Source organism: Hymenobacter rubidus (genome assembly GCF_016734815.1).
Classification (GTDB): domain Bacteria; phylum Bacteroidota; class Bacteroidia; order Cytophagales; family Hymenobacteraceae; genus Hymenobacter; species Hymenobacter rubidus.
The window spans coordinates 99,492-114,864 of the sequence record NZ_JAERQF010000004.1 but is presented as its reverse complement, the minus strand read 5'-3'; the positions used below and the strand labels follow the sequence as shown (position 1 = coordinate 114,864).

Genomic DNA, 15,373 nt, shown 5'->3' with positions numbered 1-15,373 from the left:
TTCAACCCCGCATCAGCCCAGCGAGTAGCCGCTTCAGCAAAGAGGTCTTGTCGAGACTGGCGCGTCCGGCAACACGCTGGACAGTTGCTGGACTGATGGGGCTGCTGCTGCTACTGCTTGCCCTCGACCAGCTATTCCCTCTGCCGCCCGCGCCGCGCTACTCCCCCATTGTGCTGGCCGCTGACGGCAGCGTCCTCCACGCCTTCCTGAACCCCACGCAGAAGTGGCGCATGAAAACCGAGCTCGCGGAAATAACGCCGGCTTTGCAGCAAGCTATTATCCAGAAAGAAGACCGGTATTTCCGCTACCATTTCGGCGTCAATCCGCTGGCAATAATGCAGGCGGCGGGGCGGAATATCTTCAAAAAAGGCCGCACCACCGGGGCCAGCACCATCACCATGCAGGTGGCCCGGCTCTTGGAACCAAAGGAGCGCACCTTCGGCAACAAGCTGCTCGAAATGCTGCGCGCCACGCAACTGGAAGCCCATTACAGCAAGGCCGAAATCCTGCAGCTCTACCTGAACCTGGTGCCCTATGGCGGCAACATCGAAGGTGTGAAATCGGCGGCGCTGCTCTACTTCCAGCAGCCACCCGATTACCTCTCGCTGGCCCAGACGGTGACGTTGGCTATTATTCCCAACCAGCCGCGTGTGCTGGTGCTGGGCAAAAACAACGCATTGATTTTAGCGGAAAGAAACCGCTGGCTGCGGCAGTTTCAGCAGCAGCACCTGTTTCCGAAGCAGGATATTGAAGATGCCATCAACGAGCCGCTCGACGTGCAGCGCTACGCCGCCCCCACGCTGGCTCCGCACCTGGCGCGCCGGCTGGTGTCGCAGTTTCCCAACTTGCCCATCATCCATTCCGCCCTCCGGCGCGCCCCGCAAGCAAAAGCCGAGGACTTAACCAAAAACTACGTGCGCCGCCTGCGCGAACTGGGCATTTCGCAGGCCGCCGTGCTGGTCGTGAATAACCGCACCCGCGCCGTGGAAGCCTACGTGGGCTCGGCCGATTTTGCCGATGCGGTCAGCAGCGGGCAGGTCGATGGCGTGCGGGCCGTCCGCTCGCCAGGCAGCACGCTGAAGCCATTTTTATATGCGCTGGCCGTGGACCGAGGCATTGTGACGCCGAAGCTGAAGCTGCCCGACGTGCCCACCAATTTCAGCGGCTTCCGGCCCGAGAACTTCGACAAAAGCTGTGCCGGCGAAGTGACCGTGGAGCGCGCCCTGACCTACTCCCTCAACATCCCCGCCGTGCGTGTACTGGCCGACGTGGGCGTGCCCGTCTTCACCGATAAGCTGCGGGCGGCCGGTTTCAAAAGCGTGGCCAAAGCAGCGCCGCGCCTGGGCCTCAGTACAATTCTGGGCGGCTGCGGAGCCACGCTGGAGGAGCTGACGGGTCTGTACGCCGCGCTGGCCGATGGTGGGCAATACGCACCGCTGACGCTGGTGCTTAATGAGGAATTGAAGCGTAAGTCAACAGCAGCGTCTTCAGCCCCGAAGGCTCATGCCCAAAATTCTTCATTCCTCATTCCTCATTCTTCATTAATAAGCCCCGCCGCCGCCTTCCTCATCACCGACATCCTCGCCCAGCGCACCCGGCCCGACCTGCCGATGGGCTACCAAAACAGCCGCCACCTCCCCAAAATCGCCTGGAAAACCGGCACCAGCTACGGCCGTCGCGATGCCTGGAGCATCGGCTACAACCAAGATTACACCATCGGCGTGTGGGTGGGCAATTTCAGCGGGCAGGGCAGCCCCGCCCTCACCGGGGCCGACGTAGCCTCGCCCCTACTCTTCGACCTCTTCAATACGCTGGCTTACAACTCGCCCAACCGCTGGGCCGTGCCGCCGGCCACGCTCGATTTCCGGCTGGTGTGTGCCGAAACTGGCCTCGTGCCCGGCGAGCATTGCCCCAACCAACTCATCGACTATTATCTGCCCGGCACTTCCTCGGCCCGGCGCTGCGAGCATCAGAAAGAAAGCCTGATTTCGGCTGATGGCATGATTTCCTATTGCCGGGCATGCGTGCCGGCAGCAGGTTTTAGGCGGCAATTATTCCCTAACCCGCTGCCGGAAGCACTGGCGTTTCGGGAGGCGCAGGGGCTACCATCCAGCCGACTGCCGCCGCACAACCCAGCTTGCCAGCTGGTGCGCGGCACCGACGGCGGCGCGGGCGCAGCCCTGGCCATCACCTCCCCGCTCGACCATGCCGAGTACGTGCTCGACCGCCATGACCGGCAGCAGATGCTGCTCAGCTGCGCGGCGGGCAGCGAGGTACGCCAGGTGTTTTGGTACGTGAACGACCGGTTTCTGCGCGCCGCTTCGGCCACCGAGCGGGTGTTCTTCCGCCCGCCCAGCGGCACGGTCAAAATTTCCTGCGCCGACGACCACGGGCGCAACGTGGACATTCAGCTACAGGTGGCCGAGTTGTAGCCGGTGGCCACACGGCGGGTTCATACGCACTTCAGAAAAGGGCGCTTTTTTGCACGCTGCTTCACTCCCTTACTCAAGCGTATGGCCCTTCTGGTGCTTGTCCGGCACGGCGAATCGACGGCGAATCTGGCGAATGTTTTCACGGGCTGGCTCAACGTGGCCCTGAGCCCCAAGGGCGAGGAAGAAGCCCGCGCGGCGGCCGAAAAGCTGCGCGGCTTTCACTTCGATGCCGCGTATAGCTCCGACCTGCTGCGGGCCGAGCGCACGCTCGACCTGATAGTAGCGCGGCCGGCCTGGGCCACTATTCCGGTGCACCACGTTTGGGCCCTGCGCGAGCGCATGTACGGCGACCTGCAGGGCCTGAACAAGGCGGAAACTGCCCTGAAGTACGGGCAGGCGCAAATTGACATTTGGCGGCGCAGCTACGCCGTGGCCCCGCCCGGCGGCGAAAGCCTTCAGCAAACCCAGGAGCGGGTGGTAAAATTCTACGAAGCGGAAATTGTGCCGCAGCTGCGGGCGGGCCGCAATATTCTCATCGTGGCGCACGGCAACACGCTGCGGGCGCTGCGCATGTACCTGGAGCAGCTCACGCCCAAACAGGTCGAGTCGCTGGAAATCGTGACCGGTGGTATTTGCGTCTACCAATTTGATGCGCAGCTGAAGATTCAGGAGCTGCGGACGCTGTAGCCGCGCCAGCCCCGGTGCGCATGAACGTAACGTGAACCCAGTGAAAAGAGTAAGCTGGCAGATACCGGCCGGGGATGGTGCCCTGGCCACTCCGCACCCCCTTTTCTTCGCTTATGGGCCCCCAGTTTCTTTTTGCTACCGGTATCGAAAACAGCAACCCCACCATCCAAAACGGCAAATTCCGGGTGGATGAGTTGGAGAAATGCAACCACTACCGGCTCTGGCAGAAAGACTTTGACTTGGTCGACGAGCTGGGCATCAAGTTTTTGCGTTACGGGCCGCCCATCCACACCACGTTTTTGGGTCCGGGCAAATACGATTGGTCGTTTGCCGATACGACGTTTCAGGACCTGCTGCGGCGCAACATCGCCCCCATCGTGGACCTGTGCCACTTCGGCGTGCCCGACTGGATTGGCAACTTCCAGAACCCGGAGTTTCCGGAATTTTTCGCGCAATACGCCCGGGCGTTTGCGCAGCGGTTTCCGTGGGTGCAGCTCTACACGCCGGTGAACGAGATGTACATCTGCGCGCAGTTTTCGGCCCGCTACGGCTGGTGGAACGAGCAGCTGACCGGCGACCAGCCGTTTGTGACAGCGCTCAAATACATTGTGAAAGCCAACGTGCTGGCCATGAAAGCCATTCTGGAAGTGCGGCCCGATGCCGTGTTTATTCAGAGCGAGTCGTCGGAGTATTTCCACGCCGAAAACCCGGCGGCCATCGGCCCGGCCGAAATCATGAACGCCGAGCGGTTTCTCTCGTTGGACTTGAATTACGGCCGCCGCGTGAATTCGGAGATGTACGAGTTTCTGCTCGACAACGGCATGACCCGCGACGAGTACCACTTTTTCCTGCAAAACAAGATGAAGCGGCACTGCATCATGGGCAACGACTATTACTACACCAACGAGCACCGCGTGGCGGCCGACGGCAGCACCCGTGCGTCGGGCGAGATTTTTGGCTACCACGTCATCACCTCGCAGTACCACGACCGCTACCGCCTGCCCGTGATGCACACCGAAACCAACATCTGGCAGGGCCCCAACGGCGACGAAGCCGTGAACTGGCTCTGGAAAGAGTGGGCCAACGTGCTGCGCGTACGCAACGACGGCGTGCCGATGGTGGGCTTCACCTGGTATTCGCTCACCGACCAGGTGGACTGGGACACTGCCCTGCGCGAAAACAACGGCCGCCTGAACCCCGTGGGCCTCTACGACCTCGACCGCAACATCCGGCCCGTGGGCACGGCCTACAAGCAGCTTATCGCCGACTGGGACCAGGTGCTGCCCGCCCAAAGTGTGTGCCTGCAAGTGCCCGTGGTGATGCCCCAGGAAAGCAACGAAGCCTGGGCCAAAGAACAAAAAGCCGACGTGAAAGCCGCCAGCGCCGATAAATCGACGGACCAGGCTAATTCGACAACTGTTGACGCGGCGTAATCCACATTGTCATCCTGAGCGCAGCGAAGGACCTTCTCACGTAAGAACAGTCCGCCGTAAATCAATCGGTTCAAACGTGACAAGGTCCTTCGCTGCGCTCAGGATGACAGCCGTTTTTTAATCCATTCCTTCTCTCCCTCATCATCCTCCCCCATGACTCTTCGCTTTCAAGATAAAGTCGTCCTCATCACCGGCGGTGCCAGCGGCATTGGCCTGGCCGCGGCCAAGCGCGTTGCCTCCGAAGGCGCCCGGGTGGTACTGGCCGACTACAACCAGGCCAACCTCGACGCCGCCGTGCCCGAAGTGAAAGCCGCCGGCGCGCCCGACGTGCTGGCCAGCCTCTGCAACGTGGCCGTCGAAGCCCAAGTGGCCACCACCGTGGCCGTGACGCTGGCCCGTTTTGGCCGCCTCGACGCCGTGGTGAACAACGCCGGCCTCATGCAGTTCAAAGCCCTGGAAGAGCTGACCGGCGACGACTGGCTGCGCATTCTGAACGTGGATTTGCTGGGCGCATTCTACTTCACCAAGCAGGCGTTTCTGCACATGAAGCCGGGCGGCAGCATCGTGAACGTGGCCAGCATTCACGCCATCGAAACCAGCCCACTGGTGGCGCCCTACGCGGCGGCCAAAGCGGCTATGCTTTCGCTCACCCGCTCGTCGTCGCTCGAGGGCAAAGCCAAGGGCATCCGCACCAACGTCATTCTGCCCGGCGCCATCGACACGCCCATGCTTTGGGACAATCCCAACGTGAAGTCCGGCGTTGAAGTCATCAACAAAGCCGATGTGGGCAAACCCGAAGACGTGGCCGCCCTCATTGCTTACCTCGCGTCGGATGATGCGGCATTTGTGCAAGGCGCTGAAATTCGGGTGGATGGAGGCCGACTCGACCGGCTCTGATGCCCCGCCGACACATCCGGCACGCCGCTTGCATTGCAGGGCTTACCGGCCCTTTCCAGCCGGATTTACGCCGCTATGAAAACTTCCGCTTTCGTTATTTTACTGCTCCTGTCGCTCAGTTCGCTCAGCGCCTCGGCCCAGTTTCGCCTGTCCGACCTCAAAAATATTCTTACCAAGCCGGCGGGCACCAGCACCTCCACTGGTAGCAGCATCGGCGGCCTCAGCAGCACCGAAGCGGCCAGTGGCCTCAAGGAAGCGCTGCTGCAAGGCATCGGCAAAGGTGCCGACCAGGCCTCGCAAACCGATGGGTTTTACCTCAATCGTCTCATCCGCATCCCCTTCCCGCCCGATGCCCAGCGCGTAGCCAATACGTTGCGCAGCATCGGCCTGGGCAGCCAGGTCGATAAGTTCGAGCTGAGCTTAAACCGCGGCGCCGAAGATGCCGCCCGCAGTGCCAAGCCCATCTTCATCTCGGCCATCAAAAGCCTCACGTTTTCGGACGTGTGGAACATCCTGACCGGCCAGAAAGACGCCGCCACGCAGTTCCTGAAGCGCACCACCTCCACGCAGCTGGTGTCGGCCTTCTCGCCCATCATGCAGAAAAGCCTCGACCAAGTGGGTGCCACGCGCTACTACACCCAGCTGGCCACGACTTACAACCAAATTCCGCTGGTGCAGAAAGTCCAGCCCGACCTCAACCAGTACGCCACCGGCAAGGCCGTCGATGGCCTCTTCACGCTCATCGCCCAGGAAGAAGCCAACATCCGCGAAAACCCCGTGGCCCGCACCACCGAACTGCTGCGCCGCGTATTCGGCAGCCGCAGCTAGGGGTGGAACTGCGATAAAAGAACGGTCATGCTGAGCTTGTCGAAGCATCTCTACCGCAGCGGTAATCTGATTTATTACTGCACGCGAGATGCTTCGACTGCGCTCAGCATGACGGTCTGTTTTGCCACATCGACCTAAATAGTGGCGTATGTTTGCGGCCCTTTCATCGCAACCATACGCCATATTTTTATGCCCTCTCTTACCATTCGAAGCCTTGCCGAACTCGAAGCCCACGCCGGCCAGGAGCTGGGCGTGTCCGAGTTGCACACCATCACGCAGGAGCAGATTAATCAGTTTGCCGCCGCCACGCTCGATTTCCAGTGGATTCACACCGACGCGGCGCGGGCCGAGGCCGAGTCGCCGTTCAAGGCCACCATTGCCCACGGCTACCTCACGGTTTCGCTCCTACCCTATTTGTGGCAGCAGATTGTGGCCATCGAGAACCTGAAAATGCAGGTGAACTACGAAATCGAAAGCCTGCGCTTCAACCAGGCCGTGACAGTGAACAGCCAAGTGCGCCTGCGGGCCGCGCTGCTATCGGTGGCCAATTTGCGCGGCATCGCAAAGGCGCGCGTGGGCGTGACGCTGGAGATTGAAGGGCAGAAAAAACCGGCCTACACGGGTGTGGTCACGTTCCTGTATCACTTCCTAAGCTAGAGCGCAGCGGTTAAAAGGAGGGAGCGGAGTTTCGCAAAGCATAATACCTCTGCGAAACTCCGCTCCCTCCTTTTAACCGCTGCGCGAAAATCAGGCGGCTTCCTCCGGCACTTCATCCCCGGCGTACACCGGCTCCATGTCCTTTTCCTCGTCCTCGGTAAACAGCCGCGAGCGAATGAGAAACCGCACGCCGAGCGGAATTTCCAGCGAGAAGCTGGCGCCGCGGCCCTTCACCACATCCACCGTGAGCTGGGTGTGCTTCCAGTACTCGAACTGACTGGCACTCATGAAAAAGTCGCAGCCGTGGATGCGGCCCAGCCAGGTGTCGTTGCCGCCCACCCGAAACTCGCCCTTGGCGAAGCACATGGGCGAGGAGCCGTCGCAGCACCCGCCACTCTGGTGAAACATGAGCGGGCCGTGCTCGTCGCGGAGCAGGTCGATGGTGGCTTCGGCGGCTTGGGTAACGAGGACGCGGGGCGTGGGCATGGGCGAGAGTTGGTGTTGGTTTACCGCTTGCGGCGGAACGTGTAGGTAATGCCCGTGCGCTCTTCGTACACCAGCACTTCTTTGTCGGGCGCAACGGTGCCCGAACCAAGGCGGCTGCGCCACTCGTAGGCTAATTGCCGGTCGGCATCCCAGTAGTGGTGCAAGTTGCCGGCGCTGACAATGCTCTTTTGCAACGCATTGGGCATGCGGTCCACTTTTGGCGGCTCGTCGAATGGCGTGGCTTCGGGCAGCGGTTCGAATTTCTCTGTTTTCCAGTCGGGGTTTTTAGCTCCCGGCACGGGCAGTAGCTGGGCCTGAACGGCAGCGGCGCTCCCGCTCAGCGCGAAGAGTACGAACAGACTTTTCATAGAGCTGGCGCAATAATTTCTCATCAAGACGCGCGACGTTGGAAAAGGATGCTTATTCCGTAACGATTTAAATCAGAACGCCATGCTGAGCTTGTCGAAGCATCTCTACCGCAACACTAATCCAATCGAAAGGATTACTTCGGCACGCGAGATGCTTCGGCTACGCGCAGCATGACGTTCTATTTTTCATCCGGCGCAAGCTGAAGCGTGCGCTATTTCAGGGCCTAGAAAAAGCCCAGGGGCTTCTGGCTGTAGCTGATGAGCATGTTCTTGTTCTGGCGATAGTGCGAGAGCATCATCTTGTGGTTTTCGCGGCCAAAACCGGAGGCTTTGTAGCCGCCGAAGGGCGCGCCGGCCGGGTAATCGTGGTAGCAGTTCACCCACACGCGGCCGGCCTGAATGGCGCGGGGCACCTGGTACAGCTCGTGGGCGTCGCGCGTCCACACGCCGGCGCCGAGGCCGTAGAGCGTGTCGTTGGCAATTTCGATGGCTTCCTCCACGGTTTTGAAGGTGGTGACGGACACCACCGGGCCGAAGATTTCCTCCTGGAAAATGCGCATCTTGTTGTGGCCCCGGAACATGGTGGGCTGGATGTAGTAGCCGTCGGCCAGGCCGCTGTCTTCGTGCACGTGGGCTTCGCCGCCCACCAGCACTTCGGCCCCTTCGGCCTTGCCGATTTCGAGGTAGCTTAAGATTTTCTCGTATTGGTCGTTCGAGGCCTGGGCGCCCATCATCGTGTTCATGTCGAGCGGGTTGCCGAGCTTGATGGCTTTCACGCGCTCTATCACGCGGGCAATAAACTCGTCGTAGATGTCTTCCTGAATGAGCATCCGCGAGGGGCAGGTGCAGATTTCGCCCTGGTTCAGGGCAAACATCACGGCGCCTTCGATGGCCTTGTCGAGGAAGTCGTCGTCGGCATCCATCACCGATTTGAAGAAGACGTTCGGCGACTTGCCGCCCAGCTCCATCGTCACCGGAATGAGGTTTTCCGAAGCGTACTGCATGATGAGGCGGCCGGTGGTCGTCTCGCCCGTGAAGCTGGCCTTCTGGATGCGCGGCGACGAGGCCAGCGGCTTGCCGGCTTCGAGGCCGAAACCGTTCACCACGTTAATCACGCCGGCGGGCACCAGGTCCTGAATCAGCTCCATGAGCACCATGATGCTAGCAGGCGTCTGCTCGGCGGGCTTCATCACTACGGTGCAGCCGGCGGCAATGGCAGGCGCCAGCTTCCAGGTGGCCATCAGCAGCGGGAAGTTCCAGGGAATAATCTGGCCGATGACGCCCAGTGGCTCCTGAATATTCATCGACACGGTGCTGCTGTTCAGCTCGGTCACGTTGCCTTCCTCGGCCCGAATCACGCTGGCGAAGTAGCGGAAGTGGTCGATGACCAAGGGCATGTCGGCGTAGGTGGTTTCGCGCAGGGGCTTGCCGTTCTCGACGCATTCCACGGCGGCGAGGTGGGCGAGGTTTTCCTCGATGCGGTTGGCAATTTTGTTGAGGATGTTGCTGCGCTCGGTGGCCGAGGTTTTGCCCCAGGTCTGGAAAGCTTCGTGGGCGGCGTCGAGGGCCAACTCGATGTCTTCCTTGGTGCTGCGGGCCACTTTGGTAAAGGCCTTGCCGTCGATAGGCGACGGGTTTTCGAAGTACTGGCCCTTGACCGGCGCTACCCATTTACCGCCGATGAAGTTGTCGTAGTGTGATTTGAACTGGGGGCGGGCCACCACGGTGGTGGTTTCTTCTAAGGTTTCAGCCATGGCTTTGTTTGAATGGGAATTTGGTGAACGAGAGACGTTGTAAAGGTCCCTTTTTTCCTCGCCGAATGGTTGTGGTATTATCGCAAAGAGTGCTAAAATTGTCGCAACTTGCCATACCATCTCCGTGTTGCGAGTGTGTACTCCCTCACCTCACCTGCTTCTGTTATGCCCACCCGCGTCCATTTGCCTACTGCCGTTGCGCCGCTCGCGCTGGAACGCCTGCATTCCTTGGTCGAAAACCGGACGGTATACAACCTGGCGGGCTTCGAGTTGAACGTGTTCGAAACGCACCGCGCCGCCCTCCGCGTGCCACTGCGCCTCGAAGGCCTGGCCCTGACCACCATGCTGCGCGGCAAGAAAGTGATGCACCTGCCCGGCCGCGAGGCGTTCGACTACCTGCCCGGCGAAAGCGTGGTAGTGGACAAGGACGAGTTGATGGAAATCGACTTCCCCGACGCCTGCCTCTGCCAGCCCACGCAGTGCCTGGCCGTGGCCATTGCGCCGGATACTATTCGCCACACGGTAGACTTACTGAACGAGCGGTACCCCAAAGCCGAACCGCACCAGCCCTGGGCCATCGAAGGCCCCGAATACGCCCACCTCACCAACACCCCCGAGCTGACTGACACGCTGGGCCGCCTGGTGGCCGTGTCGCGCACTTCCGATATCAACAAGGACGTGCTGGCCGGCTTCACGCTCCAGGAACTGTTGGTGCGCCTGATGCAGACGCAGGCCCGCCAGCTCATTTTCCACGACTACGCCCGGCACCTCACCACGCACCGCTTTGCCGCCGTGGTGGGCTACATCAAAGACCATCTTTCCGAAAATCTGACCATCGACAAGCTCAGCGCGCTGGCCTGCATGAGCAAGGCCACGTTCTTCCGGGTATTTAAGCGCGAGTTTGGCATTACGCCGGTCGAGTTCATCATCCGGGAGCGGCTGGGCGAGGCCAAACGACTGCTGCGCCACCCGCTGGCGAGTGTGGCGGAAGTGTGCCTGCGGGCGGGCTTTAACAACCTGTCGTATTTCCAGGCGCTGTTTAAGAAATACGAGGGCATGACGCCGGGGGCCTATAAGAAGCAGCTGGCGGCGTAGGCAGGCGCCGTGGCGCGTTCCTACGTTGAACGACATCTCGCCAACCCAAGCAATTCAACCCAATCACGCCATGCGCCGAACGCGCCGTGGCGCGTTCCTACCATTATGGCGTATAAGGACCAGAAGCAATACCGGCTGCCGACGCATAATTATGGCCGGAGCGGCGTGTATTTCATCACCATCTGTGTCCAGAACCGCATTCCGGCTTTTGGCAGCATCGAAAACGGACGGTTAACGCTTTCGCCGATTGGCGAAGCAGTGAGCCGCAGTTGGCAGGAAATACCAAAGCATTACCCCGTGGCGCGCTTGGACCAATGGGTCATCATGCCCGACCATTTTCATGGATTGCTGATTCTCAAACCGAATAAAAATGATGCCCTAGACAAACAGGAAGATGCCACGCCAGCCGGCCGGCGCCCTCTGCGTCCGGCTTCGGTGCCTGCCATCATCAATCAGTTTAAAGGCAGCGTAAAACGCTGGTGCAACCAGCATGGATACGAGGACTTTTCCTGGCAGCCCCGCTACCACGACCACATCGTACGAAACGCCAACGCCTTGGGCAACATCCGACAATATATCATTCGCAACCCCGAAGAATGGGACCCCACCAAAACGGATTGGTAGGAACGCGCCATGGCGCGTTCGGCGCATGGCGTGATTGGGTTGAATTGTTTGGGTTGGCCGAGATGCCGTTCAACGATTGAACGAGCCGTGGCGCCTGCCTAAAACACCACGCTGTACGGCACATCGGCTAGCCCGCGCAGGTCCTCGTGCAGCTCCACGCCCAGGATTTCGTGCACGTTGGCCCGAATGCGGTTGGCCATTTGGGTAAGCGGGAGGTCGTTACTGTCTTTGCCGAAGGGGTCTTCGATTTCGTCGCCAATCATTTCCACGCCCAGCAGTGCGTAGGCCCCAAACATGGTGATGGGCACCGTGAGCCACTCGTAGGTATCGAGCAGGTTGAAGGGCATGGTAAGAATGAATACCGTGACAAAACCCTTGATGAAATAGCTGTAGGAGAAAGGAATGGGCGTGTTTTTAATGCGCTCGCAGCCGCCGGCCACGTCGAGCAGGGCCTCGTGGTGCCGCTGAATGGTAATGAGGTGCGTGGGCAGAATGAACTCTTCGCGCAGCAGCTGCTCGTAGAATTCCTGCAGCATGGCGGCCAGGCGCGAGGGCACGTGCCGCACGGTTTGCAAATGCTCGACGAAACCGGGCTCGATGGGTTCGAGCTTTTCGAACCGCACGCCTTTGCGCAGGTGGCCGTCGAGGGCAATGGGAAAGTTGGAAAGCAGCCGGGCGAGGTAGGTGCGCGAGGCGTAGTCGTCGGCCGGCAGGCGGGCGTGGAGCAGGCCGGCCAGGTTGCGGCAGTTGTTGGTGAGCTGGCCCCAGAGGCGGCGCCCTTCGTAAAATCGGTCGTAGGCCGTGTTGGTGCGGAAGGCCAGCAGCAAGCTCAGCAGGATGCCCAGAAACGAGAAAAACTCCTTATCGACGGCCACGTTCATGCGCTCGAAGCGAATGACCAGGGCCGTGACAATGGTGGCGTAAGCCCCCACCCACAGCACCCGCTTCAGCAGCAGGCGAATGATGCCCGAAGAACGCAGGTGACGCAGGGCCTCCCACCAATCGGTCGATTTGTAGACAATCATGAGCGCAGGCGGCGCGGCTTGGTACCGAGCCAGCGCGGCTAAAATTACGCTTCGGAATATTGGATAGCCGTCACCTCCACCACCTCTTCCTGCGAACCGAGCTTCAGCGCAACTTGCTGCTTGAGTTTGGCGCCCTGCACGGCCCGGGCAATGGGCGCCACGAAGGCGACTTTGCCCAGCGCCACATCGGCTTCATCGACGCCGACAATGGTGAATTTGCGCTCGAAACCTACTTTTCCGCCGCGCACCGTGCGCAATGTGACGGTGGCGCCGAAGCGCACTTCCTTAGGCGGCTGGCCGGAGGGGTCTACCACTTTGGCGCTGCCGAGGCGCTCGGTGAGCAGGGCAATGCGGCCATTGTAGAAAGACAATTGATGGGTGCGGTCGGTGTCGTTGTCGCGGTTGGCTTCGGCCTGGGCGCGCTCGGCTTCGAGGGTGGCCAGTTCGGCGCGCAACAGCTCCAGGCCCCGGGGCGTGACGTAGTTGGGCGTACCCGGCGGCAGGGCCGCGCGGGGCGGAATGATGGGCGGCGTCTGCGCGTCGTCTTCTTTAACAAAACCTCGGCTCATGCTGGGTAAAACGCAGGCTCGCGGGCGGAGTTGCCCCAAACCCAGTGCCGCATTTGCACGCACTCAAGTGCAACCATCGGATGGTTTAAGCGGTTGGAGGAAACCTGTACCCCGCCCGCGCCGTGCGCGGCCTTTCCATTCATGTCCAACGCAGCTATCGAAAATCAAACCCTTTCGGCCACCCCGGCCCACCGCCCGGCCCCGGTTTTAAGCAATGCCCTGGTTTGGCTCATGGCCCTCACCTGTGGGCTGGTGGTGGCCAATATCTACTACAACCAGCCGCTGCTGGCCGCCATTGGCCGCACTTTCCACCTCTCAGACAGCAGCGCCAGCCTGGCGGCCACGGCCACGCAGGTGGGCTACACCCTGGGCATGCTGTTTGTGGTGCCGCTGGGCGACATGCTGGAGCGCAAGCGCCTGATGCTGCTGATGCTACTGGGCGCGGCCGGGGCCATGGCGCTGGCGGCGTGGGCGCCCACGTTTGCGCTATTGGCGGCGGCCAGCGTGCTCATTGGCATCCTGTCGGCGGTGCCGCAGCTGCTGGTGCCCATGGCCGCGCACCTGGCGCCCGAGGCCGAACGCGGCCGCGTGGTGGGCCGCGTCATGAGCGGGCTGCTCATCGGCATTCTGCTCTCGCGCACCATCAGCGGCTACGTGGGGGCGCACCTGGGGTGGCGGGCCATGTTCGAAATCGGGGCCGGGCTGATGGTGGCGCTCGTGGCCCTGCTGGCCTGGCAACTGCCCACCGACCAGCCCTCTTTCCCGGGCACTTATGCTTCGCTGATGAAATCGCTGGGCACGCTCATTTGGGAGCAGCCGGCGCTGCGGCGGGCGGCGCTGGTGGGGGCGTTTTTGTTTGCGGCTTTCAGCGTGTTCTGGACCACGCTGGCGTTTTACCTCGAAGGGCCGCGCTTCCACTACGGTTCCGATGTGGCGGGTTTCTTTGGCCTGATTGGGGCCTTTGGCGCACTGGCCGCCCCGCTCGCCGGCAAAACAGCCGATACGCGCGGTTCAGACTACACTGTTCGGCTGGGCATTGTGCTGGCGCTGGTGGCGTATGCCGTGCTGGGCGTTGGCGGGCTGTATGTGGCCGGGCTGGTGGTGGGCGTCATCGTGCTCGATGTGGGCGTGCAGGCGGCGCACATCTCCAATCAGTCGCTCATTTTCTCGCTGGTGCCCGAGGCCCGCAGCCGCCTCAACACGGTGTACATGACCGGTTACTTCACGGGCGGCTCGCTGGGCTCCGTCCTCGGCGGCTTGGCCTGGACGCACGCCGGCTGGTCCGGCGTGTGCCTGCTGGGGGCAGCCCTCGCCGGCGCAGCGTTTTTGGTGAGCCGGTTTTATGGGCGTGGCCATTAGCTGGCAGGAAGCATTAGACGTCGTTTAGGAAGGCGGCAAAATCAAGCAAAACGTCATGCGGAACTTGTCAAAGCACCTCTCCCGCAGCAGCATTTATTTACTTCTGCAGTAGAGATGCTTCGACTCCGCTCGGCAGGACGGCCTGCTTCCTGAACAAATCCTTTCTATAACTCTATTGCCGTCTGTACATTATTCCGCCGCAGACAACCGCTCCACACAGGTTTTCAAGCTTGCGCGCCAGTGCGGAATGGCCACGCCCAGTGCGGCTTTAATTTTCGTCTTGTCCATCACCGAAAACGGCGGACGCGTAGCCTTTGTGGGGTATTCGCTGGTGCGAATGGGCGTGGTCTTTACCGAAATTCCGCTCAGTTCGAAGATGGCCGTGGCGAAGTCGTACCACGAAGTCAGGCCTTCGTTGCTGTAGTGGTAGAGGCCGTAGGCTGTGCTTCCGGTTTCGATAATGGTCAGAATAACGCCGGCCAAATCGATGGCGTAGGTGGGCGTGCCCACCTGGTCCCAGATGACGCGCAGCTCGTCGCGTTCGCGCCCCAGCTTCTGCATCGTTTTCACGAAGTTGCCCGCAAATTCGGAGTAGAGCCAGCTGGTGCGCAGGGTGAAATACCGGTCCGTGAGCGGCGGAATTACCTGCTCGCCTTCCAGCTTGGTGAGGCCGTAGGCGCTGATGGGTGCTGTTTCGTCGGTTTCGGTCAGGGGCTGGTTGCCGGTGCCGGCAAACACAAAATCGGTCGAAATCTGAATGAGTACCGTGCCGTGCTCGCCGCACAGCCGGGCCAGGTTTTCCACGCCGTCGCGGTTGATTTTGCGGGCCAGGTCCAGCTCGTCCTCGGCCTTGTCTACGGCCGTGTACGCGGCGCAATTGATGACATAAGCCGGACGGTATTGGGCAAACAAGGCTTGCAGCCCGGCCACATCCAGGATGTTGGCCTGCGCTTCGGGCAGAAACTCCAGGCCGGCCGTTTTTCTTTCCTGCGCCACGTGCGCCAGGCACTGCCCCAACTGCCCGGAGGCTCCAAAAATCAATATCGTGTCCATGTACGGGGTGCTTTGCATGCGGTGGGTTTACGGCGCAAGTTAGCCACGGCCGCTTTGCCCAATGGCGGCGTTGCGGCAGGGCCATGCCGGGAGTATCGAAATCACG

15 protein-coding genes are annotated in these 15,373 nt (G+C 61.1%); 9 read left to right on the top strand and 6 right to left on the bottom strand.

From position 1 onward, the window contains the following. Positions 1 to 95: 95 nt before the first annotated feature. The 6 genes from pbpC to JKL48_RS04475 all read left to right on the top strand — a co-directional run bounded on the left by pbpC (position 96) and on the right by JKL48_RS04475 (position 6,934). Positions 96 to 2,432, top strand: a complete 2,337-nt coding sequence (gene pbpC, locus JKL48_RS04500; protein WP_201979113.1) for a penicillin-binding protein 1C — start codon at positions 96 to 98, stop codon at positions 2,430 to 2,432. Positions 2,433 to 2,513: 81 nt separating this feature from the next. Next, positions 2,514 to 3,119: a 2,3-bisphosphoglycerate-dependent phosphoglycerate mutase gene (locus JKL48_RS04495; protein ID WP_201979112.1), complete on the top strand. Its 606-nt coding sequence runs from the start codon at positions 2,514 to 2,516 to the stop codon at positions 3,117 to 3,119. A 113-nt stretch (positions 3,120 to 3,232) separates the two neighbouring features. Further along, positions 3,233 to 4,552: a family 1 glycosylhydrolase gene (locus JKL48_RS04490; protein WP_201979109.1), complete on the top strand. Its 1,320-nt coding sequence runs from the start codon at positions 3,233 to 3,235 to the stop codon at positions 4,550 to 4,552. A gap of 153 nt (positions 4,553 to 4,705) precedes the next feature. Further along, positions 4,706 to 5,449 carry an SDR family NAD(P)-dependent oxidoreductase gene (locus JKL48_RS04485; RefSeq protein WP_201979107.1) on the top strand — a complete coding sequence of 248 codons (744 nt, stop codon included), beginning with the start codon at positions 4,706 to 4,708 and terminating at the stop codon, positions 5,447 to 5,449. 75 nt (positions 5,450 to 5,524) lie between these two features. Beyond that, positions 5,525 to 6,277 carry a DUF4197 domain-containing protein gene (locus JKL48_RS04480; protein WP_201979104.1) on the top strand — a complete coding sequence of 251 codons (753 nt, stop codon included), beginning with the start codon at positions 5,525 to 5,527 and terminating at the stop codon, positions 6,275 to 6,277. A gap of 189 nt (positions 6,278 to 6,466) precedes the next feature. Beyond that, positions 6,467 to 6,934, top strand: a complete 468-nt coding sequence (locus tag JKL48_RS04475; protein ID WP_201979102.1) for a MaoC family dehydratase — start codon at positions 6,467 to 6,469, stop codon at positions 6,932 to 6,934. A gap of 90 nt (positions 6,935 to 7,024) precedes the next feature. Here JKL48_RS04475 and JKL48_RS04470 read toward each other — a convergent pair whose 3' ends face one another. The 3 genes from JKL48_RS04470 to JKL48_RS04460 form a co-directional block, all read right to left on the bottom strand. Then, on the bottom strand, positions 7,025 to 7,420 hold the full coding sequence (locus tag JKL48_RS04470; protein ID WP_201979100.1) for a DUF779 domain-containing protein: 396 nt from the start codon (positions 7,418 to 7,420) through the stop codon (positions 7,025 to 7,027). 20 nt (positions 7,421 to 7,440) lie between these two features. After that, the gene (locus JKL48_RS04465; protein WP_201979098.1) at positions 7,441 to 7,788 is read right to left on the bottom strand and encodes a hypothetical protein; all 348 of its coding nucleotides are present in this window, start codon (positions 7,786 to 7,788) and stop codon (positions 7,441 to 7,443) included. A gap of 224 nt (positions 7,789 to 8,012) precedes the next feature. Next, a complete protein-coding gene (locus JKL48_RS04460; RefSeq protein ID WP_201979087.1) occupies positions 8,013 to 9,542 on the bottom strand; it encodes an aldehyde dehydrogenase family protein in 1,530 nt (509 codons plus the stop codon). Between the two features lie 165 nt (positions 9,543 to 9,707). Here JKL48_RS04460 and JKL48_RS04455 point away from each other — a divergent pair, with 165 nt between their 5' ends. Continuing rightward, positions 9,708 to 10,637, top strand: coding sequence for a helix-turn-helix transcriptional regulator (locus JKL48_RS04455; RefSeq protein ID WP_201979085.1), 930 nt, complete (start codon positions 9,708 to 9,710; stop codon positions 10,635 to 10,637). Between the two features lie 9 nt (positions 10,638 to 10,646). Then, complete coding sequence (locus JKL48_RS04450; RefSeq protein ID WP_201979082.1) at positions 10,647 to 11,261, top strand: transposase; 615 nt, start codon at positions 10,647 to 10,649, stop codon at positions 11,259 to 11,261. 98 nt (positions 11,262 to 11,359) lie between these two features. Here JKL48_RS04450 and JKL48_RS04445 read toward each other — a convergent pair whose 3' ends face one another. Together JKL48_RS04445 and JKL48_RS04440 are read right to left on the bottom strand one after the other, a co-directional pair. Beyond that, complete coding sequence (locus JKL48_RS04445; protein ID WP_201979081.1) at positions 11,360 to 12,286, bottom strand: bestrophin family protein; 927 nt, start codon at positions 12,284 to 12,286, stop codon at positions 11,360 to 11,362. A gap of 44 nt (positions 12,287 to 12,330) precedes the next feature. Then, a complete protein-coding gene (locus JKL48_RS04440; RefSeq protein WP_201979080.1) occupies positions 12,331 to 12,855 on the bottom strand; it encodes a GreA/GreB family elongation factor in 525 nt (174 codons plus the stop codon). Positions 12,856 to 12,996: 141 nt separating this feature from the next. Between JKL48_RS04440 and JKL48_RS04435 the strand changes: the two genes are divergently transcribed. After that, entirely contained in the window at positions 12,997 to 14,214 is a 1,218-nt protein-coding gene (locus tag JKL48_RS04435) for an MFS transporter (RefSeq protein WP_201979079.1), read from the top strand. A gap of 189 nt (positions 14,215 to 14,403) precedes the next feature. Here the strand turns inward: JKL48_RS04435 and rfbD are convergent, their stop codons facing one another. Then, positions 14,404 to 15,285 carry a dTDP-4-dehydrorhamnose reductase gene (gene rfbD / locus JKL48_RS04430; protein WP_236668617.1) on the bottom strand — a complete coding sequence of 294 codons (882 nt, stop codon included), beginning with the start codon at positions 15,283 to 15,285 and terminating at the stop codon, positions 14,404 to 14,406. Positions 15,286 to 15,373 lie beyond the last annotated feature (88 nt).

Coding starts and splice junctions, on each gene's coding strand:
- JKL48_RS04495 (WP_201979112.1), top strand. CDS start 2,514: ATGGCCCTTCTGGTGCTTGTCCGGCACGGCGAATCGACGGCGAATCTG.
- JKL48_RS04445 (WP_201979081.1), bottom strand. CDS start 12,286: ATGATTGTCTACAAATCGACCGATTGGTGGGAGGCCCTGCGTCACCTG.
- JKL48_RS04485 (WP_201979107.1), top strand. CDS start 4,706: ATGACTCTTCGCTTTCAAGATAAAGTCGTCCTCATCACCGGCGGTGCC.
- JKL48_RS04475 (WP_201979102.1), top strand. CDS start 6,467: ATGCCCTCTCTTACCATTCGAAGCCTTGCCGAACTCGAAGCCCACGCC.
- pbpC (WP_201979113.1), top strand. CDS start 96: ATGGGGCTGCTGCTGCTACTGCTTGCCCTCGACCAGCTATTCCCTCTG.
- JKL48_RS04440 (WP_201979080.1), bottom strand. CDS start 12,855: ATGAGCCGAGGTTTTGTTAAAGAAGACGACGCGCAGACGCCGCCCATC.
- JKL48_RS04435 (WP_201979079.1), top strand. CDS start 12,997: ATGTCCAACGCAGCTATCGAAAATCAAACCCTTTCGGCCACCCCGGCC.
- JKL48_RS04470 (WP_201979100.1), bottom strand. CDS start 7,420: ATGCCCACGCCCCGCGTCCTCGTTACCCAAGCCGCCGAAGCCACCATC.
- rfbD (WP_236668617.1), bottom strand. CDS start 15,285: ATGCAAAGCACCCCGTACATGGACACGATATTGATTTTTGGAGCCTCC.
- JKL48_RS04480 (WP_201979104.1), top strand. CDS start 5,525: ATGAAAACTTCCGCTTTCGTTATTTTACTGCTCCTGTCGCTCAGTTCG.
- JKL48_RS04460 (WP_201979087.1), bottom strand. CDS start 9,542: ATGGCTGAAACCTTAGAAGAAACCACCACCGTGGTGGCCCGCCCCCAG.
- JKL48_RS04455 (WP_201979085.1), top strand. CDS start 9,708: ATGCCCACCCGCGTCCATTTGCCTACTGCCGTTGCGCCGCTCGCGCTG.
- JKL48_RS04465 (WP_201979098.1), bottom strand. CDS start 7,788: ATGAAAAGTCTGTTCGTACTCTTCGCGCTGAGCGGGAGCGCCGCTGCC.
- JKL48_RS04490 (WP_201979109.1), top strand. CDS start 3,233: ATGGGCCCCCAGTTTCTTTTTGCTACCGGTATCGAAAACAGCAACCCC.